Annotated in this window: 18 protein-coding genes; 5 read left to right on the top strand and 13 right to left on the bottom strand. The window is 72.7% G+C overall.

Annotation, left to right across the window (positions count from 1 at the left end; all coding sequences use genetic code 11):
- Nucleotides 1-170: 170 nt before the first annotated feature.
- The 12 genes from ACYU8I_RS05880 to ACYU8I_RS05825 form a co-directional block, all read right to left on the bottom strand.
- A complete protein-coding gene (locus ACYU8I_RS05880; RefSeq protein WP_460838452.1) occupies nucleotides 171-1,112 on the bottom strand; it encodes a glycine betaine ABC transporter substrate-binding protein in 942 nt (313 codons plus the stop codon).
- A 162-nt stretch (nucleotides 1,113-1,274) separates the two neighbouring features.
- Nucleotides 1,275-2,105 (bottom strand): ABC transporter permease, encoded by an 831-nt coding sequence (locus ACYU8I_RS05875; protein WP_460838450.1) that lies wholly within the window; start codon nucleotides 2,103-2,105, stop codon nucleotides 1,275-1,277.
- The gene (locus ACYU8I_RS05870) at nucleotides 2,102-3,253 is read right to left on the bottom strand and encodes an ABC transporter ATP-binding protein (protein WP_460838448.1); all 1,152 of its coding nucleotides are present in this window, start codon (nucleotides 3,251-3,253) and stop codon (nucleotides 2,102-2,104) included. Before ACYU8I_RS05870 ends, ACYU8I_RS05875 begins: the two co-directional genes overlap by 4 nt.
- 31 nt (nucleotides 3,254-3,284) lie before the next feature.
- The gene (locus tag ACYU8I_RS05865) at nucleotides 3,285-3,944 is read right to left on the bottom strand and encodes an ABC transporter permease (RefSeq protein WP_460838447.1); all 660 of its coding nucleotides are present in this window, start codon (nucleotides 3,942-3,944) and stop codon (nucleotides 3,285-3,287) included.
- A gap of 223 nt (nucleotides 3,945-4,167) precedes the next feature.
- Complete coding sequence (locus tag ACYU8I_RS05860; RefSeq protein ID WP_460838445.1) at nucleotides 4,168-5,307, bottom strand: VOC family protein; 1,140 nt, start codon at nucleotides 5,305-5,307, stop codon at nucleotides 4,168-4,170.
- Nucleotides 5,308-5,346: 39 nt separating this feature from the next.
- Entirely contained in the window at nucleotides 5,347-6,297 is a 951-nt protein-coding gene (locus tag ACYU8I_RS05855; RefSeq protein ID WP_460838443.1) for a class II glutamine amidotransferase, read from the bottom strand.
- Nucleotides 6,298-6,356: 59 nt separating this feature from the next.
- Nucleotides 6,357-6,911: a dihydrofolate reductase family protein gene (locus ACYU8I_RS05850; protein ID WP_460838442.1), complete on the bottom strand. Its 555-nt coding sequence runs from the start codon at nucleotides 6,909-6,911 to the stop codon at nucleotides 6,357-6,359.
- A gap of 42 nt (nucleotides 6,912-6,953) precedes the next feature.
- Nucleotides 6,954-12,530 carry an ATP-binding protein gene (locus tag ACYU8I_RS05845; protein WP_460838440.1) on the bottom strand — a complete coding sequence of 1,859 codons (5,577 nt, stop codon included), beginning with the start codon at nucleotides 12,528-12,530 and terminating at the stop codon, nucleotides 6,954-6,956.
- An 87-nt stretch (nucleotides 12,531-12,617) separates the two neighbouring features.
- Nucleotides 12,618-13,265: a TetR family transcriptional regulator gene (locus ACYU8I_RS05840; RefSeq protein WP_460838501.1), complete on the bottom strand. Its 648-nt coding sequence runs from the start codon at nucleotides 13,263-13,265 to the stop codon at nucleotides 12,618-12,620.
- 57 nt (nucleotides 13,266-13,322) lie between these two features.
- Nucleotides 13,323-13,802: a nucleoside deaminase gene (locus ACYU8I_RS05835; protein ID WP_460838437.1), complete on the bottom strand. Its 480-nt coding sequence runs from the start codon at nucleotides 13,800-13,802 to the stop codon at nucleotides 13,323-13,325.
- Nucleotides 13,803-14,066: 264 nt separating this feature from the next.
- Entirely contained in the window at nucleotides 14,067-15,275 is a 1,209-nt protein-coding gene (locus ACYU8I_RS05830) for a SpoIID/LytB domain-containing protein (RefSeq protein ID WP_460838435.1), read from the bottom strand.
- A gap of 122 nt (nucleotides 15,276-15,397) precedes the next feature.
- The gene (locus ACYU8I_RS05825) at nucleotides 15,398-16,819 is read right to left on the bottom strand and encodes an NAD(P)H-quinone dehydrogenase (RefSeq protein WP_460838433.1); all 1,422 of its coding nucleotides are present in this window, start codon (nucleotides 16,817-16,819) and stop codon (nucleotides 15,398-15,400) included.
- A gap of 67 nt (nucleotides 16,820-16,886) precedes the next feature.
- Between ACYU8I_RS05825 and ACYU8I_RS05820 the strand changes: the two genes are divergently transcribed.
- Nucleotides 16,887-17,342: a gamma-glutamylcyclotransferase family protein gene (locus ACYU8I_RS05820; protein WP_460838432.1), complete on the top strand. Its 456-nt coding sequence runs from the start codon at nucleotides 16,887-16,889 to the stop codon at nucleotides 17,340-17,342.
- Nucleotides 17,343-17,376: 34 nt separating this feature from the next.
- Nucleotides 17,377-18,192 carry a purine-nucleoside phosphorylase gene (locus tag ACYU8I_RS05815; protein WP_460838430.1) on the top strand — a complete coding sequence of 272 codons (816 nt, stop codon included), beginning with the start codon at nucleotides 17,377-17,379 and terminating at the stop codon, nucleotides 18,190-18,192.
- Here the strand turns inward: ACYU8I_RS05815 and ACYU8I_RS05810 are convergent.
- Nucleotides 18,189-18,488, bottom strand: a complete 300-nt coding sequence (locus ACYU8I_RS05810; RefSeq protein WP_460838428.1) for a hypothetical protein — start codon at nucleotides 18,486-18,488, stop codon at nucleotides 18,189-18,191. The two genes, ACYU8I_RS05815 and ACYU8I_RS05810, sit on opposite strands and share 4 nt — an antisense overlap.
- A 72-nt stretch (nucleotides 18,489-18,560) precedes the next feature.
- Here ACYU8I_RS05810 and ACYU8I_RS05805 point away from each other — a divergent pair, with 72 nt between their 5' ends.
- The 3 genes from ACYU8I_RS05805 to tpx are packed head-to-tail and all read left to right on the top strand — an operon-like array spanning nucleotide 18,561 to nucleotide 20,903.
- Complete coding sequence (locus ACYU8I_RS05805; RefSeq protein WP_460838427.1) at nucleotides 18,561-19,538, top strand: aldo/keto reductase; 978 nt, start codon at nucleotides 18,561-18,563, stop codon at nucleotides 19,536-19,538.
- A 15-nt stretch (nucleotides 19,539-19,553) separates the two neighbouring features.
- Nucleotides 19,554-20,384, top strand: coding sequence for a crotonase/enoyl-CoA hydratase family protein (locus tag ACYU8I_RS05800; RefSeq protein ID WP_460838426.1), 831 nt, complete (start codon nucleotides 19,554-19,556; stop codon nucleotides 20,382-20,384).
- Between the two features lie 24 nt (nucleotides 20,385-20,408).
- Entirely contained in the window at nucleotides 20,409-20,903 is a 495-nt protein-coding gene (gene tpx / locus ACYU8I_RS05795; protein ID WP_460838424.1) for a thiol peroxidase, read from the top strand.
- Nucleotides 20,904-20,915: the final 12 nt, after the last annotated feature.

Here is a 20,915-nt window from a genome sequence, read left to right as displayed (position 1 = left end):
ACCGGCGCCGCGAAGGATGGTCCACGTCTCGCACGCTCGAGGGCCGCTCGAGCATGCGAGACGTGGACCAGACCTGACCCGGCGGTGAGGACCCGGGCACAGCACGAGGCCGGCGCCTCGCTGGTGCGAGACGCCGGCCCCGTGAGGATCACGACCGTGGGGTCACCAGGTCACTTCAGGCCGATCTCCTCGAGGTACTGCTGGGCGACCTGCTCGACCGGCTGGCCCTGGACGTCGACGAGAGCGTTCAGCTCGGCCATCTTGTCCTCGTCGAGCTCGGCGTAGATCGTGTCGGCCAGCTCGTCGTAGACCTCGGCGTTCTCCTGGTAGACGGCGTCCTGCCAGGTGAAGGAGAGGTTGTAGAGGATCATGACGCCCGGGTCCTCCACCAGCTCGAGGTTGAGCTCGGTGATGCGGCCGTCGGTGGTGAAGACCTCACCGAAGTCGCAGTTGCCGTCGCTGGTCTCGGTGTAGATCAGGCCGGTGTCGAGGATCTGGATCTGCGACTGCGGGATCTCGTAGCCGGTCGCCTCCTCCCACAGCACGAGGCCGTCGGGACGGTCGGGGAACTCGGTCTCCATGCAGACCGTGGCGTCCGGGTTGTCCTTCAGGTACGCCGCCATGGAGTCGAAGTCGAACGGGCCGTCGGACTCGGCGAGGTCGCCGTTGGCCGCGAAGCCGTAGGTGTCGTTGAACGGCGAGCGCCCGACCCACTTGATCTGGTTGTCGGCGAGGTCCTGGTCGGAGACGACCTTGAAGAGCTCCTCGGGGTCCTGGCTCGGGTCCTCGTTGCCGAGGTGGACCGTCCAGGCGGTGCCGGTGTACTCGGGGTAGACGTCGATCTCCTTGCTCAGGAGCGCGTCGCGGGCGACCGAGGTGCCGCCGAGGTTGGTCTGGCTGGTGACGCTGGCGCCCTCGTTCTCGAGCGCCTGCACCAGCATCTCGCCGACGAGGATGTTCTCGGTGAAGTCCTTCGACCCCACGGTGAGGCTGACGCCGTCGAGACGGTCACCACCGCCACCACCGCCGCTCCCCCCGCCGCCGCAGCCGGCCAGCGTCGCGGCCACGGCGAGGCTCAGTGACGTGGCGATCAGTTTTCTGTGAGTGCGCATCGCTTGACCCTTCTCCACAGGTGTCAGGCCCACCGAGGCAGTGGGCGAGTTCAACGTAGGGCGCAATCGGCGTTCCGCCCGGGATTGCGGGCACTGCTTGACAACGATTGGGTCTCGGTCGCCGACCCGAGGCCCGGATTGGTTCGGTAGTACCGGATTGCGCTACAGCCCCCGCGGCTTGAGGGTGCGCTCGGCGAGGGCGCCGAGCCAGTCGAAGGTCAGCGCCACCAGGGCGACCAGCCAGGCACCGGCGATGAGGATCGGGTCCTGGTTGAGCTTCAGCCCGGTCTGGATGGTGATGCCGAGACCACCGCCGCCGACGAGGAAGGCCAGGGTCGCCATGCCGATGTTGAGGATCATCGCGGTCCGGACGCCCGCGACGATGATCGGCACCGCCAGCGGCATCTCGATGCGGAGCAGCGCCTGCATCTTGGTCATGCCCATGCCGCGGCCCGCCTCGATCACCGCGCGGTCGACCCCGTCGAGGCCGACCATGGTGTTGCGCAGCACGGGCAGCAGGGCGAACAACGACAGCGCCACGATCACCGTGAGGCTGCCCTGGCCCATGATGCCCAGGAAGATCACGAGCAGGCCGTACGCCGGCAGCGCCTGGCCGGAGTTGGCGATGCCGAGGATGACCGGGCTGATGCGGCGCACGCCGGCGCGGGTGAGCAGCACGCCGAGCGGCACCGCGACCAGGATGACGATGACCGTCGACCAGAAGGCGATGTAGACGATCCGGATCGTCTGGGGCTGGAGCTTGTCGCTCCACTCCAGGGCCGAGACGACCGTGCTGGTGCCGCTGGCCTGCAGGCTGCGGTAGTAGAAGAAGAACGCCAGCGAGAGCAGCGCGATCACCACCGGCGCGAGCCACAGGCCGGCCGTCTGCACCAGCCGGGCGCCACGGGTCGGGCGTACGCCGCTCCCGCCCGCCGCGGCCGGGACCTCGGCACTGGGCGCCGCGGGCGGCGCCATCATGACGGCGTCGCTCATGCGCGGGCCTCCAGCTCCTCGTAGTGGCGGCGGGCCTCGTACTGCGCCCGGCGGATCGCCTTGGCCAGGTCGACCATGCGGACGACGCCGGCGAAGGCACCGCTGTCGTCGACCACCACGGTCTCGCCCGATGCGCTCTGCACCATCAGCTCGAGGGCGTGGAAGAGGGTGTCGCCGGAGTGCAGGGTCTCGCCGACCGGCTCCCCCGCGCCCTCGCCGCCGGCGAGCTGGTCCTGGTGCACCCAGCGCACGGGGGCGCCTGCCTGGTCGAGCTCGACCAGCCACTCGCTGCCGGCACTCTGCAGCGTCGCCCGGCCCGTCTCGGCCGGGTCGCCCGCCGTCATCGTGGGGTAGTCGGTGAGGGCGAGGGAGCTGACCTGGAGGAAGTTCAGGCCCTTGATGGTCGAGCCGTTGCCGATGAAGTCGTCGACGAAGTCGTCGACCGGGTAGGCCAGGATGCGCTCGGGGGTGTCGATCTGACGGATCGTGCTGCGCTCACCGAGAATCGCGATCTTGTCGCCCATCTTGATCGCCTCGTCGATGTCGTGGGTGACGAAGACGATCGTCTTGCGCAGCTCGGCCTGCAGCCGGAGGAACTCGTTCTGCAGCCGCTCCCGGGTGATCGGGTCGATGGCGCCGAACGGCTCGTCCATCAGCATGATGTCGGGGTCGGCGCCGAGCGCCCGGGCCACGCCGACGCGCTGGGCCTGGCCGCCGGAGAGCTCCTTGGGGTAGCGGTCGCGGTACTGCTCGGGGTCGAGGCCGACCATGCCGAGCAGCTCCTCGGCCCGCGCCTTGGTCTTGTCCTTGTCCCACCCGAGCATCCGCGGGACGGTGGCGATGTTCTGCACCAGGGTCTGGTGGGGGAACAGGCCGATCTGCTGGATGACGTAGCCGATGCGGCGACGCAGCTTGTCGGGGTTGACCTTGGTGACGTCCTCGCCGTCGAGCAGGATGCGCCCGCCGCTCGGCTCGATCATCCGGTTGATCAGTCGCAGCGTGGTGCTCTTGCCGCAGCCCGAGGGGCCGACGAGCACGAGGATCTCGCCCTCCTCGATGTCGAGGGTCAGCTCCTCGACCGCGGGCACCTTGGTGCCCGGGTAGGTCTTGCCCACCTTCTCGAGGCGGATCTTCGGCATGTCGCTCATGGGATTCCGATCTCTGCTGGGTGGTGGGCGGTCAGACGCGGAGACCGCGCGGGGTGGTGAAGCGCTGGAAGACGGCGAAGGCGATGTCGAGCACGAGCCCGAGCAGGACGGTGAACACGACGCCCGCCCACACGGAGTTCTCGGAGTTGGGCAGGCCGAAGCGGGTCAGGCCGCCCTGGATGTAGCTGCCGAGGCCGTCGCCGCCGACCAGGATCGCGATGGCGGCGATGCCGACGGTCATCAGCGTGGAGATCCGGACGCCGGCCATGATCACGGGCCACGCGAGGGGCAGCCGCACCCGGAGCAGCTGCTGGGTGGTGCTCATGCCCATGCCCTTGGCGGACTCGACGACCGCGGGGCTGACCGAGTCGAGCCCGGTGACCGTGTTGCGGAGGATCGGCATCAGTGCGTAGAGGTAGAGCGCGAGCATCGCCGGCGGGTTGCCGATGCCGACGACGGGGATGAAGAGCGCGAACAGCGCCAGCGACGGGATCGTCAGCACGATCCCGGACAGCGCGAGCACGACGGCGCGTGCGACCGGTCGGCGCTGGATGACGGTGCCGAGCAGCACCGAGGTGACGGTGGCCGCCGCGATGACGATCAGCACGATCCGGGCGTGGTTGACGGTCTCCTCGAGGATGAACTCGAGGTTGAGGTTCACGTAGGCGAACCAGTCGGCGATGTTGTCCACAGGTGTCGGCTCCCCAGGCTCGCGTAGGTGGGGGACACCATACGCACGCGGGCGCGCCGCACCGCGGCATCGCGCCGGGAGAGGTCCGACCCTCTTCGCGCGGTCCTGACCCGCAGCGTTGCCCACCGACCGGTCCGGCAGCGCCTCGATCCCGGGCAGAACCTGGGGGCGAGGACGCGAGCGGCCGGTTGCCCACGACCGGTCGGCGACGACGTCAGGTGGTCTAGATCCCCACCTGCGGCGAGGCGACCACCACCAGCTCGTTGCCCTCGGGGTCGGTCACGGTGGTCCGGCCGGTCACCTCCTGCACCACCCGTCCCCCGGCGTCGACCGCCGCTCCCACCCGCGCTGCGACCGCGTCGGCCGGGAGCGCCAGCTCGAGGTGGATCCGGTTGCGCTGGCGCCGGCGGTCGACCTCGTCGACGTCGATGTCCTGCAGCATCAGCACGGGGTCGAGCCGGCGTGGGTCGACGAGGTCGGTGAGGCCGGTACGGCGGTCGGGGACGCGACCGAGCGCGGCCGCCCAGAACGCCCGCACGCCGGCGACGTCGGCGGCGTCGAGGCCGAGCTGCACGAACCGCGGCAGCGCCGGGTCGGCCACCGCGCCGAGCGCGCGCGCCCCTGACTGCAGGTCGGCGGCGAGCGAGCCGACGTCGAGGTCGAGGCCGTGGGCGTCGGGGTCGGCCTGGTCCTTGCCGGTCTCGAGCACGACGAGTCCGGGGCGCACCCCGACCAGCAGCGGGAACCCCGCGGCGTCCGCCGTGGCGGCCGCCGTCGCCACCAGCTCCGGCTGGGCCGCCGGGTCGACGCGGTAGCAGGCCGTGGTCGAGAAGACGGCGACCCAGTCCGACGCACCGTCCGCGAGCGGGTCGCCCGGCACGAGGTCGACCTCGTTGCCGTCGGGGTCGCCGTGCCGCACGCCGTACGGCCCGCCGGCCGGCCCCGGTGCCACCTCGGCGACCACGTCACCGGGCCGGACGACGTCGACGTGCCAGCGGTCCCGGAGCGGACGGGGGTCGGAGAGCGGCACGAAGGTCAGCGGCGGCTCCACGAGGCCCGGCACCTCCCCGAGCACCCGCCGCCACCACGGCGCCGTCGTGGCCGGGTCGGGACTGGCGACCACCACGCCGACCTGCTGCAGGGCCGACGGGTCAGGGGCGAGGCCGAGGTCGCGGGCGGCAGCCGAGGCCGCTGCAGCTGCGGTGGGGGTGCCGGCCCGCACCCGCGCCCCGGTCGCGCGGAGGTCGAGCACGACGTCCTCCCCCGACAGCCGCGTCGCCAGCGCCGCACCCGCCGTCAGCGAGGGGGCGTCGTACCACGCGGTCGCGACTCCTCCGATGGTCCGCCAGCCGTCGTCCGCCATCTCGGCACCCTAGGCCCGTCGCCGGGCCGCCGCGACGGCTCAGACGCGGAGCGTGCGGACCTCGCGCGTGATCCGGCCGTCGACGCGACGCAGGAAGACCATCTCGCCGAACTCCAACGTCGACCAGTCGTCGGCGTCCTCGGTCAGCGGCTCGGAGGCGAAGATCGCGGCGGTCGCCTCGTCGGCGCTGCAGGTCTCGAAGCCGTACGTCGCCTCCTGCTGCTCGAAGTCGCGCCCGACCAGCAGGTACATCGGCTCCAGGAGCATGCCGAGCGCGAAGTCGTCGGTGCCGGGCTCGGCCTGGCGCAGCTCGCGCCAGTCACCGGCCGGATCGGTCTCCCCCTCGTGACCGGTGCCGGCGTTGACGCCGATGATGCGGTCCGGCGAGACCAGGGCCATCTTGAGCTTGGCCAGCCCCGCGCGGTCGAGGGTGCGCATCGCCTTCGCGACCAGCCCGACGAGCTCCTCGAAGGCGCGCTGCACGTCGTCGTCGGTGTCGCCCTGCAGCAGCGAGAGCAGCAGCACGTAGAGGAACTCGGTGTCGGTGGTCCCCGTCATCTGCTCGAGGTAGCGGTCGTCGCAGTGGGGCAGCAGCTCGCGCTGCAGCACCTTCCAGTGCGGCAGGTTGCCGTTCTGCGCGACGATCCAGGGCGTGTGCTCGTAGGCGAAGGGGTGGCAGTTCTCGTCGGCCAGGACCGCGCCGGCGTCGTAGTCGGCGGCCCGCACGTGGGCGAGCATCGTGCTGGCGCGCAGGCTCGGCACGACGCCCTCGACGTTGTCGTCGTAGAACGCCGCCGAGGGCCGGCGGTAGACCAGCGGCCGCTCCGGCCGGTGCTGCTGCTCGCTCCACGTCGCGAAGCCCCACCCGGCCAGCTGCAGCTGGGGGTGCAGCTCGGGGTCCAGGGTCTGGTTGACCAGGCTGTTCTCGGGCTTGAGCAGCAGGTCCTCGAGCGGGATCTCCGGCCCGACGTAGGCGAGCACGCGGCACATGCGGTTCCTCCTGGGCGGGCGACGTCACGAACCCCAGCAGGCTAGTGGCAGCCGCGGCGTCAGGACCCGGCGGCGGGCACGTAGCGCCGGGCCACGATGCCGAGGCCGAGCTCCTCGGTGGCGACCAGACGCAGGTCGAGCGCGGCGGGCAGCCCGTCGAGCAGCCTCGGGCCGTGACCCACCACGACGGGGTGCTCGACCAGCTCGTACTCGTCGACCAGGCCCAGGGCGGCCAACGCCGAGGGCAGACGGACGCCACCGGTCAGCAGGCCGGTGCCCGGCTGCTCCTTGAGGCGGGTCACCGCGGCCGCGAGGTCGCCCTCGACCACGGTGGCGTTCCAGTCCGCGCGCTCGAGCGTGCTCGTGACGACGTGCTTCGGCATCGCGTGGAGGGCGGCGACGAACGGGTCGTCGGACGCGCCCGACTCGGCCTCGGCACGGAACCCGGCCTCCATCATCTGGTACGTCACCCGGCCGAGCAGCAGGCCGTCGTGACGGGCGAAGGTCGCCGCCGAGTGCCGGTGCAGCACCTCGGCCGAGACTCCCCCGCCGAACGCCGCGTGGTCGACGCAGCCGTCGAGCGAGACGTTGACGGAGTAGCGGAGCGGGCGCACCGTCCCAGCATGGCCCGGCGCGCACCCGATGTCAGCCGGGTGTCAGCCCAGGTGGGCCTCGATCGCCGCGACGATCTCGGGCCGGATCCGCGCGGCCGGGATGACCGCGTCGACCGAGCCGACCTCCACCGCCCGGTGGATGTCGTGGATGCCGTCGAACTCGGCGGCGACCTCGGAGATCTTCTCGGCGCGGATCGCCGTGCGCAGCTGCGCCCGCTCGGCCTGCAGCCTGATCCGTTCGGCACCGCGAGATCCGGCGATCCGGTCGTCGAGCGCCGTCATCGCGGGCGACGCGGCGGTGCGCTTGTCGACCTCGCCGGTGAACACGACGGCCGCGGCCGGGGCGCCACCGATGACCGAGGCGAACGAGCCCTCGACGGCGAGCACCGTCATGCGGGGGTTCAGCGCCTTGGAGAACACCACGAACGCGCCACCGTGGTAGCGGGAGATCACGGTGAAGACGATCGGGCCGTCGAAGTTGACGATCGCGCGGCCGATCTCGGCGCCGTACTCCAGCTGCAGGTTGCGCATCGACTCGGGCGAGCCGTCGAAGCCCGAGAGGTTGGCGAGCACGACGAGCGGGCGGTTGCCGCTCGCGGCGTTGATCGCGCGCGCCGCCTTCTTCGACGACCGCGGGAACAGCGTGCCGGCGGTGTAGGTGTCGGGGCCGTCGGTGGGCGGGAAGCCGGCGCGTCGCACCGACTGGCTCTCGATGCCGAGCAGGCAGACGGGGTAGCCGCCGACGTGGGCGTCCTGCACGACCGCGGTGTCGGCGTCGGCCATGCCGGCCCACCGCTCGAGCACCTCGTGGTCCTGGTCGGCGACCGCCCGCATCACGGTGCGGATGTCGAAGGCCTTCTTGCGGTCGGGGTTGTGCTCCGGCGAGAAGATCTCGCCGACGCTCGCGAAGTCGCTGCCCTCGATCCGGTGGGGGTAGGTCGACACGTCGCGCTCGACCGGGTCGGACGACGGGGCCCGCCGCGGACCGGACTCGCCGGGCACCACGTAGGTGTGCTCGTAGTGCGCCATCAGCACGCCGAACGCGCCGACGAGGTCCGGCGCCCAGTACTGCGCCTGGCCGTTGGGGCCCATGACGCGGTCGTAGCCGCCGATGCCGTAGTTGTCCTCGGCCGAGACCCCGCCGGAGAAGTCGAGCGACTGCTTGCCGGTGAGCACCATCGCGCTCTCGGGTGTCATCACGAGGATGCCCTTGGTGTGCATCAGCATCGTCGCCTCGGCGTTCCAGTAGGGCTGGGCGCCGACGTTGATGCCCGCGACGACGACGTTGACCTCGCCGCCGTCCTGGGTGAACTCCACGATGCGGCGCAGCGCCTTGGCCACCCAGTCCATGTTCTCGGTGCCGGACTCCATCGAGATCCGGGCGCCGGCCGACAGCGCGAACCACTCGACGGGCACCTGCATCTGCTCGGCGAGGTCGAGGGCGGCGATGACGCGCAGGCACTCCTGCTCGGCGACAGAGCCGAGCGACTTCGTGGGGTCGCCGCACAGCACGACCCGGGTGACGCCCTCGGGGTGCAGCGGCGTGGGGGTGGTGACGACGGCGCAGAGAATGCCCGCCGTGTTGAGGCCGAAGGGGCGGTCGACCGGCACCAGCACGCCGCGGTCGTCGAGGTCGTGCTCGACGAGCGACCCGCCGGCTCCGGCGAGCACGCCGGCCAGCTCGTAGGGGTAGACCAGGCCGCGGCGGCGCGAGCGCACCACCTTGGAGGCGTAGTCGTCGAGCGGGGCGAGCAGCTCGCTCGGCGGCTCCTGCACCGACATCTGCACTCCGGAGCCGGGCTGCGCGGCGAAGCGCACCGCCATCGGCAGGGGCTCGCCGCCGGGGTCGGCGAGGCGGCCCTGGGCAAGGACCTCCTCGACCCCGGCGCCGTCCGTCAGCGGGCTGATCTTGGTGCCGAGCGCGCCGAGGGCGTCGAGGTCGAGGTCGACGACCGGCCACACCGTGACCCAGACGTGGTTCATGTCGAGCCTGGCGCCGGCCGCGCCGCGGGCGACCCGCTCGCGACGGATGGCCTCGAGGCAGTTCTCCACCGCGCGCTCGGCGTGCGGCAGGGCCGTCACGGTGCCGTCGTCGTCGCGGACGACCGACATCTGGCGCACCTGCGCGAGTGCCACGAGGCGGCGGTCGGCGGGGTTCTCGCGGGCGACGCAGTCGTAGAGCAGCACGTCCTCGGGCGCGTCGACGCGGGTGATGTCGAAGTTGCGCAGCCGCCACAGGTCGAGGCGACGGCCCACCATCGGGTGCACCCCGCGGGTGAGGTCGTCCTCCTCGAAGGAGCCCGACGCGGTCGGGCGGAAGGCGAAGTAGCCGACGTTGCGGTCGCCCGCGCCGGAGCAGACCGCGACGCTGAGGCGGCGTACGTCGCCCGCGAGCGGCAGGTCGGCGATCCGGGCGCGCAGCTGCTCGCTCGCCTCGTCGGGCGAGTCGGGCGCGTCGGGCCAGTAGAGGTACAGGTCGACGACGGCGTCCTCGCCCGCGGCGCGGCTCGAGACGTACGACGACACGGTCGCGAGCAGGTCGGAGCCGGCGGCGAGCTCGACCACCGAGCCCACCGCCGAGACCAGGCGGGTCGCGCGGGCGTCGAGGGTGTAGCCGGCCGTCACGACGGGGCGGCCCGCGGTCGTGGCGTCGTACGACGCGACGTCGCGCAGGTCGTGGTCGCGGTAGTGGCGGCGGGCGAGCACCTCGAGCATCGGCTCGCGCTCGGGGATGCCGGCGGCGAGGCGGTCGCACAGGAAGCCGACCGTCTGCTCGGGGATCGCGGCGAGGGCCTCGATGCGACGGGTGCGCCCGGTCGGGTCGAGGTCGGCCCAGGTGGCGGCCAGCGCCTCCACCTCGTCGCGCACGCCGAGCAGCACGTCGGAGCGCTCGGCGTCGACGGCCGGCTGGTCGAACCAGCGGAACCGCACGCTGCGGGCCAGGTCGCCCACAGCGGGGTAGCGCGAGGTCGGCACCCGACCGAGGCGCTCCAGCACCTCGCGGGCACGACCGGCGAGCTCGCCGGTCGGGGCGGCCTCGCCGCTCCACGAGCCGAGCAGCGCCGAGACGAGGGCGACCTCGGGGGTGGTGCGCTGCGAGGCGAGGAAGATCCGGAAGACCGCGGCCTCGAGCTCGGGCGTGCGGTCGAGGTCGCCGACGCCGTAGTGGCGCAGCACCCGCTGCAGCCGGTCGCGGAACTGCTCGGGCAGGCCGCCGCGGTCGGGGTCGAGGCTCTGCAGGAAGGTGTGGAAGTGCTCGCGCGAGCTGTGCACGCGCAGCGCCGACTGCCGGTCCTCGTCGACGGGTCGGTTGCGCACCAGCTCGGCGAGGTCGGCGAAGGTCTCGAGCAGCCGCACCTCGTCGGCCAGGCCCGCCTCGCCGCCCTCGCGCACGGCGACGTACGCCGACAGCGCGGCGTCCTGGTCCTCCGGCGGCACGTCGTAGCCGAGCACGACGGCGCTCAGCGCGGCGAGGGCACGCGAGCGCGCGGTCGCGGTGTCGAGGGCGTCGGCGACGGGCAGGTCGAGCGCCGGCCCGGCGTCGGTCGTCTCCTCCTCGACCTCGCCGACGGGTTCGAGCTTGATCAGCGGGGCGCCGGTCTCGACCTGGCTGCCGGTGACGACGGGCAGCTCCTTGACGCGGGCGGCGTACGGCGCGTGCAGCGCCGTCTCCATCTTCATCGACTCGAGCACCACGACGGTCGCACCGGACTCGACCTCGTCACCGACGGCGACGGGGGTGGCCACGACCAGGGCGGGCGCGGGCGAGCGCAGCACGCCGCCCTCGTCGCGGCTGACGCGGTGGGCGACGCCGTCGACCTCGACCAGCGTGGTGGGTCCGTGGGTCGCGGTGACCACGCCGTAGCGGCGGCCTGCGACGACGAGGCGGCGGCGTACGTCGTCGACGTGCTCGAGCTGGGCGTCGACGGTCTGCGCGGTGTCGCCCGAGGCGACGGTGACGCGGAAGCGGCCGGGGCCGGTGCCGACCGTCGCGACCTGGTAGGGCACGCCGCGCAGCTTGAGCTCGACGGGTCGGCCGGCCTCGTGGGTGGCCGAGGGACGACCGCCGCGAGCGGTCTCGAGCAGCCGGGCGGTCTCGACGCCGAGACGGTCGAGGTAGGCCTCGATGCCGGCCGCGACGACCGCGACGCCGGCGTGCGCGTGGGCCACGAGCCGGCCCTCGGCGCGGACGCGGTCGATCCAGCCGGTGTCGGCCCACTGGACGCCTTCCTGGGGCGCGCCGGAGACGACCTCGGGCTGGGCGAGCAGGTCGAGCACGAAGCTCTTGTTGCAGGCACCGCCCTCGATGACGACGGTGGTCGAGGTCATGGCGCGGCGCAGCCGGGCGAGCGCCTCGTCGCGGGTGCGGCCGTAGGCGATGACCTTGGCGATCATCGAGTCGAAGTCGGGCGGGATGGTGTCGCCCTCGGCGACGCCGGTGTCGACGCGCACGCCGGGGCCCGAGGGCAGGTCGAGGTGCTCGATGCGGCCGGGCGCGGGGGCGAAGTCACGGTCGGGGTCCTCGGCGTTGAGCCTGGCCTCGATGGCGTGGCCGGTCTCGACGGGCTTCTCGCCCTCGAGGCGACCGCCCTGGGCGACGTGCAGCTGGGCCTTGACCAGGTCGACACCGGTGGTGAGCTCGGTGATCGAGTGCTCCACCTGCAGCCGGGTGTTGACCTCGAGGAAGGCGAAGCTGCGCTCTCCCGGGTGGTAGAGGAACTCCACGGTGCCGGCGCCGACGTAGCCGACCTCGACGGCGAGCCGCTCGGCGGCGGCCTTGAGCTCGTCGGCCTGCTCGGGGCTCAGCAGCGGCGAGGAGGACTCCTCGATGACCTTCTGGTTGCGGCGCTGCACCGAGCAGTCGCGGACGCCGAGCGCCCAGGCGGTGCCGTGGCTGTCGGCGATGAGCTGCACCTCGACGTGGCGGGCGCCGGTGACGAGCCGCTCGAGGAAGACGGTGCCGTTGCCGAACGCGCGCAGCGCCTCGTCGCTGGTGCGCTGGTAGGCGTCCTCGAGGTCGGCCGGCGAGGCGACCATACGGATCCCGCGGCCACCGCCGCCGGCGCTGGCCTTGAGCATGAGCGGGTAGCCGATGCTGCCCGCGGCCTCGAGCGCCGCCTCGAGGGTGTCGACGGCGCCGCGGCTCCACGGCGCCACCGGCACGCCGACCTCCTCGGCGATCAGCTTGGAGCCGATCTTGTCGCCGAGCCGGCGCATCGCCTCGGCGCTCGGGCCGACGAAGGTGATGCCGTGCTTGTCGCACAGGTCGACGAAGCTCGGGTCCTCCGCCACGAAGCCCCAGCCCGGCCACACAGCGTCGGCCTCGGTGGCCAGCAGCGCACGCTCCAGCGCGGCCAGGTCGACGTACGGCCGCGCGGACGCGGGCCCCAGGTCGTGGGACAGGTCGGCCTCGCGCACGAACATCGCGTTGGCCTCGCCCGAGGTGTGCAGCGCGACGGTCTGCAGGCGCTGCGTCGGGTCGTCGTACGACGCGTTGAGCTCGCGCACGGCGTGGAGCAGCCGCATGGCGGACTCGCCCCGGTTCACGATAGCGATGCGACGGAAAGACACGACGGACCCCTCAGGTTGGACGCTCAGAATGCGAGGCTGCTCTCGCATTGCGCCCTACCGTGACACGGCAGCGGGGTTACGGGCGAGTCACTTCCGCGACCCCGGGCGTGTCGGGGCCGGTGCGGAGATCGGGACCTACGACGCCTGGCGGCGCTTGGCCTCGGCCTCGGCGGCCAGCAGGTAGTGCGTGAGCATGCTCTTGAGCTGCACGACGGCGTCGGGGTGCGACTGGCCGTCGCGGATCGAGAAGTTGAGCATCGAGTAGGTGACGTGCACGATCACCTCGGCGAGCGTCTGCCGGTGGCCGGTCGAGGAGCCGGGCGTGAGGGGGGCGAGCACCCGCTGCACCTGCGAGGCGAGCTGTCGCTCGTGCTCGGCGGCGATGGCGCGGGTGGGCGGGGTGGCCTGCATCGCGAGCCACACTGCACGGCGCGACGGGTCGGTGCGCCACAGCGTGGCCAGGTGGTCGAGCAGCTTGTCGAGCAGCTGCGCCCAGTTCAGCGTCGGGATCTCCCCCGCGAACTCCTCCAGCGCCCTCTCGACGTTGGCGGTGTCGAGCCGGTCGAGCTCGCAGATGATGGCGTACTTGTTGCCGAAGAACTGGTAGAGCGAGCCGATCGGCACGCCGGCGCGCAGGGCGACCTGCTCGGCGGTGAACGCCTCGAAGCCCACCTCGACCAGCAGCGCCCGGGCCGCGCGCAGGATGTCGTCGAAGCGGCGGCGGCTGCGCTCCTGGGCGGGACGCCGGCGCGGTCGGAACTCCGCGGGGTCGGCGGGCTGCATGGTCACGCGCCCGACGATACGCGAGGGTAGCGTCACATGTCGGGCTCCTCCCCCGGGTCAGCGTGCCGCGTTGCGCCGCTGCAGCTCACGCATCTCGGCCTCCAGCTCGGGGGCCGGACCCTCGACGGGCAGCCCCGGGGCGACGTCGCCGATCGCGAGCGGGAGCACCGGCGAGGCGGGGGCGCCCCACTCCTCGCGCCAGGCGACGAGCTGCGCGGTGGAGGTGGCGTAGACGATGCGACCGAGACCCACCCACGCGTGCGCGGCCGCACACATCACGCAGTGCTCGCCGGAGGTGTAGACGGTGGCGGCAGCCCGCTCCTCCGGCGCCAGGTGGGCGGGCGCCCACCGCGCGATCGCCAGCTCGGGGTGCCGGGTGTGGTCGCCGTCCTTGACCCGGTTGCGGTCCTCGAGCAGCACCTCCCCCGCCGCGCTGACGAGCAGCGACCCGAACGGCTCGTCGCCGTCGTCGAGCGCCTCCCGCGCCAGCTCGACGCAGCGCCGCAGGTGCCTCAGGTCGGTCTCGTCGATGGCCACGGGACCAGGGTTCCCATCGTCACCGCCGCCCACCGCTGCGCCCTGCGACGTACCGGCTGGCGGACCTGGGGGCCGTGCTTTTCGAACGAAAAGCACCTCCCGGGCGCACGATCCGACCGATACGCACCGCGACACGCCGGTCCTGAGGTGCCGATCAGTCGAAAACCTCCTGGGCCCGCAACTTTTCGAACGAAAAGCACCTCCCGGCGCACGACCGACATCTCCGTGGGCCGTGTCGCCGCCGACACCGCTCGGCGACGCCGGTCAGCCGAAGCTGAACCAGTCGGACTTCAGGCCGAACGCCGAGCGGAGCTGCGAGCCGGTCAGCGTGACGTCGGCGCGGCTGCCGTCGAGCACCAGCCGCTCGACCCGGCCCTGCCACGTGCCGTGACCGTTGCGCTGGGTGACGACGATGCGCTTGAGCGTGCCGAGCGAGGAGTACCGCGACTGCACCCGTGCGCGGGTCAGGCTGGTCCGCCACTCGTGGTTGGGGTTGCCCGACACCGCGTCGTACGGGTCCTCCTTGTCGACGAGGTAGGGCCGGCTTCCCTTCGAGGTCCAGCCGCCGCTGCTGGAGGAGAACTGCGTGAACGCGGCCTTGCCGTCGTGGCGCAGCACCTGCTTGGCGGTGTCGGTGACCGCCTGGTTGCCGAGGGGGTGCTCCGCGCCGACGCCGCCGTAGACCTGGCACGAGGTGGTGTCGCAGGTGTCGTAGGACCGCGAGCCGTTGGCCTCGCGCTCGAAGAGGGCGTAGGTGCGCGCCGCGACGGCCTGGGAGCGCACGGCAGCCTTCTCCCAGGACGCGGGCATCTCGGCGGAGACGACGCCGCGGACGAGGTTGTCGAGGCTGACCACGTTGACCGTGGCGCCCCCGACGTGGCGGACCGTGCCGCGGTAGGTGCGCTGGCCCGACGGCAGCTGCACCGTGACCGGGCGGCTCTCGCTGCGGTAGAACGCACCGCCCCCCGCGAAGGAGTCGTGGCCGCGCCAGCGACCGCCGGCCAGGCCCTCGACGCGCGTCGTCGACCCCGAGGTGCGCATCCGCCACTGCGTGACCCGCTCGCCGGCGAGGCCGGCGGGCAGCGCGAGGGTCTTGCGCGAGTCGACCTCGCGCACCCGCAGCCCGTCCTGCAGCGGCGCCCGGGTGTCGCCGTCGCTGTCGGTGACGATCCTGACCCGGATGTTGCCTCCGGCCGTCCCGAGCGTGGTGCCCGGGTAGTAGAACGCCAGGATCTTCTCGTGGGACAGGCCCTGGCGGGCCGCACCCCGAGCGCCGTACTGCGACATGCCGTGGCCGTGGCCGTAGCCCTTGCCCGTCACCGGGATGGTGCCGCTGCTCGGGACCGTGAACACCTGCCGCACGGTCTCGCTGCCGGGGTCGGCGAGCGCCGGTGCAGGCCCGGCCACCGCCCCCAGCCCGGCGAGCGCGGCCAGCAGGCCGAGGGCCGGCAGGTGACGACTGGCGAAGGGCATCCGAGACTCCCGTGACTGCTGTGACGAGCGTGACGAGAGTCGAGTATGTCCGGTTCTGAATACCCTGACGAGCAATTCGCGGGATTAGCAGAAATGCATTCTTGAATTACACCAAGGTGATTTCAGGCGGGCCGCACGTGCAGCCGTCGCGCCGCCTCGGCGATGGAGCCGCTCATCGAGGGGTAGACGGTGAAGACGTTGGCGACCTGGTCGACCGTGAGCGACTCGGCGACCGCGATCGCCAGCGGGTGCACCATCTCGCTGGCGCGCGGACCCACCACGACGCCGCCGACGACGATGCCGGTGCCGGGACGGGCGAAGAGCTTGACGAAGCCGTCCTTCACGCTCTGCATCTTGGCGCGCGGGTTGCCGGCGAGGTCGAGCCGGATCGCCTCGGCGGCGACCTCTCCTGCGTCGACGGCCCGCTGCGAGGCACCGACGGTGGCGATCTCGGGGGCGGTGAAGACGTTGCTCGCGACCTGGCCCAGGTCGAGCGGCTGCACCGCGTCGCCGAGGGCGTGCCACATCGCGATGCGGCCCTGCATCGCCGCGACGCTGGCGAGCATGAGCACCCCGGTGCAGTCGCCCGCGGCGTACACCCCTCGCGCGCTGGTGCGCGAGACGCGGTCGACCCGCACGAAGCCGCCGTCGTCGAGCACCACGCCTGCCTCCTCGAGGCCGAGGTCGGCGGTGTTGGGGACCGACCCCAGGGCGAGCAGGCAGTGCGAGCCCAGGACCTCGCGGCCGTCGGTCAGCGTCACCCGCACCTGGTCGCCCTCGCGCTCGACCGACTGCATGCGCGAGCGACCGAGCACGTGCATCCCGCGTCGGGTCAGCACGGCCTCGAGCAGGTCGGCGGCGTCGGCGTCCTCGCCCGGCAGCACCCGGTCGCGCGAGGAGACCAGGGTGACCTCCGCGCCGAGCGAGGTGTACGCCGAGGCGAACTCGGCGCCGGTGACGCCGGAGCCGACCACGATCAGGTGCTCGGGCAGCTCCTCGAGGTCGTAGACCTGCTCCCAGGTGAGGATCCGCTCGCCGTCGGGCTCGGCCGTCGGCAGCGTGCGCGGGGCGGCGCCCGTCGCGACCAGCACGGCGTCGGCCTCGACCCGCTCGGTGCCGCCGTCGGCGAGCTCGACCGCCACCGACTGCGGCCCGTCGAGACGACCCCGGCCCCGGACCACCCGCACGCCGGCCTTGTCGAGGCCGGCTCCGATGTCGGAGGACTGGTCGGACGCGAGCCGCTTGACCCGGGCGTTGACGCGTCCGAGGTCGACGGTGAGCTGGTGGGCCGGGTCGCCCTCGTGGTCCTTGAACTCCACCCCCAGCTCGGGGGCGTCGCGGAACTCCGTCATCAGCTCGGCGGTGGCGATCAGCGTCTTGCTCGGCACGCAGTCGGTGACGACGGCCGAGCCGCCGAGACCGTCGCTGTCGACGACAGTGACGTCGGCGCCGAGCTGGGCGGCGACGAGCGCCGCCTCGTAGCCGCCGGGCCCACCGCCCATGATCGCCACGCGCTGGCCTGGGGAGAAGTCCGGTGCACTCATCCGCCCATTGTGTCCGATGGCCCGGCTGCGTCGCCCTCCCGGGGCGACGGGTCTTACCCTGCTCCGCGTGACGCTGTACGCCGCCTACGGCAGCAACCTCGACCCCGCCCGCATGGGCGAGCGCTGCCCGCACTCGCCGCTGCGCGGCACCGGGTGGCTGACGGGATGGCGGCTGACCTTCGGCGGCGAGGACCACGGCTGGGACGGCGCCCTCGCCACGATCGTGCAGGACCCCTTCGAGCAGGTCTTCGTCGGCGTCTACGACGTGACGCCCGACGACGCCGCGGCCCTCGACGCCTACGAGTCGGCCGACACCGGGCTGTTCCGCCGGGTCAAGGTGCGGGTGTCGCTGATGGACTCCGAGGTCGTGGCGTGGGCCTACGTCCTCGACGCCTTCGAGGGCGGGCTGCCGTCGGCCTCGTCGCTCGGGGTGCTGGCCGACGCCGCCGAGGCGGCCGACGCGCCCGCCGACTACGTCACCGCGCTGCGCAGCCGGCCCTGCCGGTCCAACTTCGGCGGCTGACCCCTCCCCCGACGACTCCGTCTAGGGTGCTGCGGTGACCGCGCCCGACGCCGACCAGCCCAGCCCGACCGCATCCGCCCGCGAGGCCGCTGCCGCGCTGGCCGAGAAGACCGGCGTGGAGCGCCACGACGTGGCCCTCGTGCTGGGCTCCGGGTGGCTCCCGGCGGTCGACGCCCTCGGCGAGACCGTCGCCGAGCTCGAGACCACCGAGCTGCCCGGCTTCTCCCCCGCGGCCGTCGCCGGGCACAGCGGCAAGGTCCGCTCGGTGCGCGCCGGCGACCGTCGCCTGCTGGTCTTCCTCTCGCGCACCCACCTCTACGAGGGCAGGGGCGTGCGTGCAGTGGTCCACGGCGTGCGCACCGCCGCCGCCGCGGGCTGCTCGACCGTCGTGCTGACCAACGGCTGCGGTGGTCTCGACGAGCGCTGGTCGCCCGGCACCCCCGTGCTGATCAGCGACCACGTCAACCTGACCGCGACCTCGCCGATCGAGGGCGCCCACTTCGTCGACCTCACCGACCTCTACAGCCCCCGGTTGCGGCAGCTGTGCCGCGAGGTCGAGCCGTCGCTCGACGAGGGCGTCTACGTGCAGTTCCGCGGTCCCCACTACGAGACCCCCGCCGAGATCGCGATGGTGCGCTCCTTCGGCGGCAGCCTGGTCGGCATGAGCACCACGCTCGAGGCGATCGCCGCCCGCGAGGCCGGCATGGAGGTGCTCGGCATCTCGCTCGTCACCAACCTGGCTGCCGGCATCTCCGGCGAGCCGCTCGACCACGAGGAGGTGCTGGAGGCCGGTCGCGCCGCCGCCACCCGGATGGGTGGGCTGCTCGGCGCGGTGGTGCCCCGGCTCTAGGAGTCCTCGCCCTCGTCCTCGGCGTACGGCGTGTGGTCGGGGTCGTAGTCGTCGCTGTCGGTGAACATGCCGGCGTCGACGTCGAAGTCCTTCTGCGTGTTGTCGACCTCGGCCCCGTCCGGGCGGTTGTCGGGATCCAGACGGCGCGCGCGCTCCTCCTCCATCTCCTGCTTGGTGTCCTCGTCGGGCTCGCTCTCGGTGTCGATGCCCTGGCTGCGCCCCGCTCGCTCGTCGGTGTCGATGCCGCCGTCGTCGAGGATGCTGCCCTCGCGCTCGCCCTGCTCGTCGTCGCCCATGGAGCCTGTCTACCGTCTGCCGCGCTCCCGCGTCGACGGTTCCGCCCACCACGTGAGGGGCACGCTGGTGCCATGGACACCCGCACCCTCGGACAGGACCTCGTCGTCTCCGCGCTCGGCCTCGGCTGCATGGGGATGAGCGAGTTCTACGGCACCCCCGACGAGCAGGGCGGCATCGAGACGATCCACCGCGCGCTCGACCTCGGCGTGACCTTCCTCGACACCGCCGACATGTACGACCCGTTCACCAACGAGCGCCTGGTCGGAAAGGCGCTCCAGGGCCGCCGCGACGGCGTCGTGCTCGCCACCAAGTTCGGCAACAAGCGTGGCGAGGACGGCGCCCGGCTCGGCATCGACGGCTCGCCGGAGTACGTCCGCCACGCCTGCGACGCCTCGCTGCAGCGCCTCGGCGTCGACCACATCGACCTCTACTACCAGCACCGCGTCGACCAGCAGGTGCCGATCGAGGAGACCGTCGGGGCGATGAAGGAGCTGGTCGAGGCCGGCAAGGTGACCCACCTCGGGCTCTCCGAGGCCAGCGCGGCGACCATCCGCCGCGCCCACGCCGTGCACCCGATCACCGCGCTGCAGACCGAGTGGTCGCTGTTCAGCCGCGACCTCGAGGACGAGATCCTCCCCACCGTCCGCGAGCTCGGCATCGGACTGGTGCCCTACTCGCCGCTGGGCCGTGGCCTGCTGACCGGCACCATCACCTCCGAGCTCGGCGAGGGCGACAGCCGGGCGACGGCGTACTTCCCCCGCTTCCAGGGCGAGGCGCTGCAGAGCAACCTCGACCTCGTCCGCGAGGTGCAGTCGCTCGCGGCGCAGAAGGGCTGCACCGCCGGCCAGCTGGCGCTGGCGTGGGTGCTGGCGCAGGGCGACGACGTCGCACCGATCCCCGGCACCAAGCGCGTGCGCTACCTCGAGGAGAACGTCGCCGCGCTCGACGTGCGTCTCGCCGCCGACGACGTGGCTGCGCTTGAGCGCGCCGTCCCCCGCGACGCGGTCGCGGGCGAGCGCTACGGCGACATGAGCAGCATCGACGCCTGAGCGTACGGTGACGGGGTGACCAGCGAGCCGATCACCAGCCCCAGCACCGACCGACTCGTGGCGGTCGACGTCACCGACGGGATCGCCCACGTGCGGCTGACGCGACCCGAGAAGCTCAACGCGCTGACGCTGCAGACGCTGCGCGAGCTCGTCGCGGTCGCGCGCGACCTGCGCACCGACCGCCGCCTGCGCGCCGTCGTCATCAGCGGCGAGGGCAGCTCGTTCTGCGCCGGTCTCGACTTCGCGACCGTGATGCGTGACCCGGGCGGCGTCGCGCGGGCCTTCGTGCCGCTGCCCTGGCGGGGCACCAACCTGTTCCAGGAGGCCTGCTGGGCCTGGCGCCGGCTGCCGGTGCCCGTCATCGCCGCGGTCGAGGGCCACTGCCTCGGCGGCGGGGTGCAGATCGCGCTCGCAGCCGACTTCCGCGTCGCGGCGCCCGACTCCGAGTGGTCGGTGCTCGAGGGCCGCTGGGGGCTGATCCCCGACATGACCGGGATCGCCTCGCTCAAGGAGCTGGTCGGCATCGACACCGCCAAGCTGCTGACGATGACCGCGCGGCGCTTCTCCGGCGTCGAGGCCCAGCGCATGGGCCTGGTCACCGAGGTCGCCGACGACCCGCGCGAGGCCGCCGAGCTGCTGGCGCGCGAGCTCGCGACCCGCTCCCCCGACGCGCTCGCCGCGACCAAGCGGCTCTTCGACCACACCTGGACCGCCTCGCTGCGCCGCACCTTCGCAGCCGAGCGCCTCGAGCAGCTGTTCCTGCTGGCGACCGGGAACACCAAGCGGGCGCGCACCGCGGCGTACGCCCGCACCCGGCCCGAGTACGGTCCCCGCGCCCGCCGCTGAGTGCCGCTCGCTAGATTGCCGGGCATGGCTTCCACCGCGCTCGGACCCGACACCGCCCAGACCTCCGGCGACCTGCCCGCCGTCGGCTCGCAGGCCCCCGACTTCACGCTCGTCGACGCCGACCTGAAGGAGTTCGGCCTCGCCGACGTTCCCGGCCGCCGGGTGATCTCGATCTTCCCCAGCATCGGCACCGGCGTCTGCCAGGAGTCGGTACGCCGCTTCAACGAGCTCGCCGCGGGCCTCGACGACACCACCGTCCTCAACGTGTCGGTCGACCTGCCGTTCGCCCAGAAGAGCTTCTGCGCCGCCGAGGGCCTCGACCGCGTCAGCGTCGGCTCGGCCTTCCGCTCCAGCTTCGGCGACGACTACGGCGTGCGGCTGACCGACACCAAGTTCGAGGGCCTGCTGGCCCGTGCGGTGGTGGTCGTCGACCGCGACGGCACCGTGCTGCACACCGAGCTGGTGCCGCAGATCGGCCAGGAGCCCGACTACGACGCCGCGCTCGCCGCGCTGGGCTGAGGCAGGCCGCCC

It is taken from the genome of Nocardioides marmoraquaticus, assembly GCF_054777915.1.
The sequence above is the reverse complement of the archived record's forward strand: the minus strand, read 5'-3'. Positions and strand labels throughout refer to the sequence as shown.

Bases quoted from the DNA above. Each gene is read 5' to 3' on its own strand.
- ACYU8I_RS05830 (WP_460838435.1), bottom strand. From the start codon at position 15,275: ATGCCCTTCGCCAGTCGTCACCTGCCGGCCCTCGGCCTGCTGGCCGCG.
- ACYU8I_RS05870 (WP_460838448.1), bottom strand. From the start codon at position 3,253: ATGAGCGACATGCCGAAGATCCGCCTCGAGAAGGTGGGCAAGACCTAC.
- ACYU8I_RS05825 (WP_460838433.1), bottom strand. From the start codon at position 16,819: ATGAGTGCACCGGACTTCTCCCCAGGCCAGCGCGTGGCGATCATGGGC.
- ACYU8I_RS05810 (WP_460838428.1), bottom strand. From the start codon at position 18,488: ATGGGCGACGACGAGCAGGGCGAGCGCGAGGGCAGCATCCTCGACGAC.
- ACYU8I_RS05840 (WP_460838501.1), bottom strand. From the start codon at position 13,265: ATGCAGCCCGCCGACCCCGCGGAGTTCCGACCGCGCCGGCGTCCCGCC.
- ACYU8I_RS05805 (WP_460838427.1), top strand. From the start codon at position 18,561: ATGGACACCCGCACCCTCGGACAGGACCTCGTCGTCTCCGCGCTCGGC.
- ACYU8I_RS05880 (WP_460838452.1), bottom strand. From the start codon at position 1,112: ATGCGCACTCACAGAAAACTGATCGCCACGTCACTGAGCCTCGCCGTG.
- ACYU8I_RS05875 (WP_460838450.1), bottom strand. From the start codon at position 2,105: ATGAGCGACGCCGTCATGATGGCGCCGCCCGCGGCGCCCAGTGCCGAG.
- ACYU8I_RS05860 (WP_460838445.1), bottom strand. From the start codon at position 5,307: ATGGCGGACGACGGCTGGCGGACCATCGGAGGAGTCGCGACCGCGTGG.
- ACYU8I_RS05845 (WP_460838440.1), bottom strand. From the start codon at position 12,530: ATGCGAGAGCAGCCTCGCATTCTGAGCGTCCAACCTGAGGGGTCCGTC.
- tpx (WP_460838424.1), top strand. From the start codon at position 20,409: ATGGCTTCCACCGCGCTCGGACCCGACACCGCCCAGACCTCCGGCGAC.
- ACYU8I_RS05855 (WP_460838443.1), bottom strand. From the start codon at position 6,297: ATGTGCCGCGTGCTCGCCTACGTCGGGCCGGAGATCCCGCTCGAGGAC.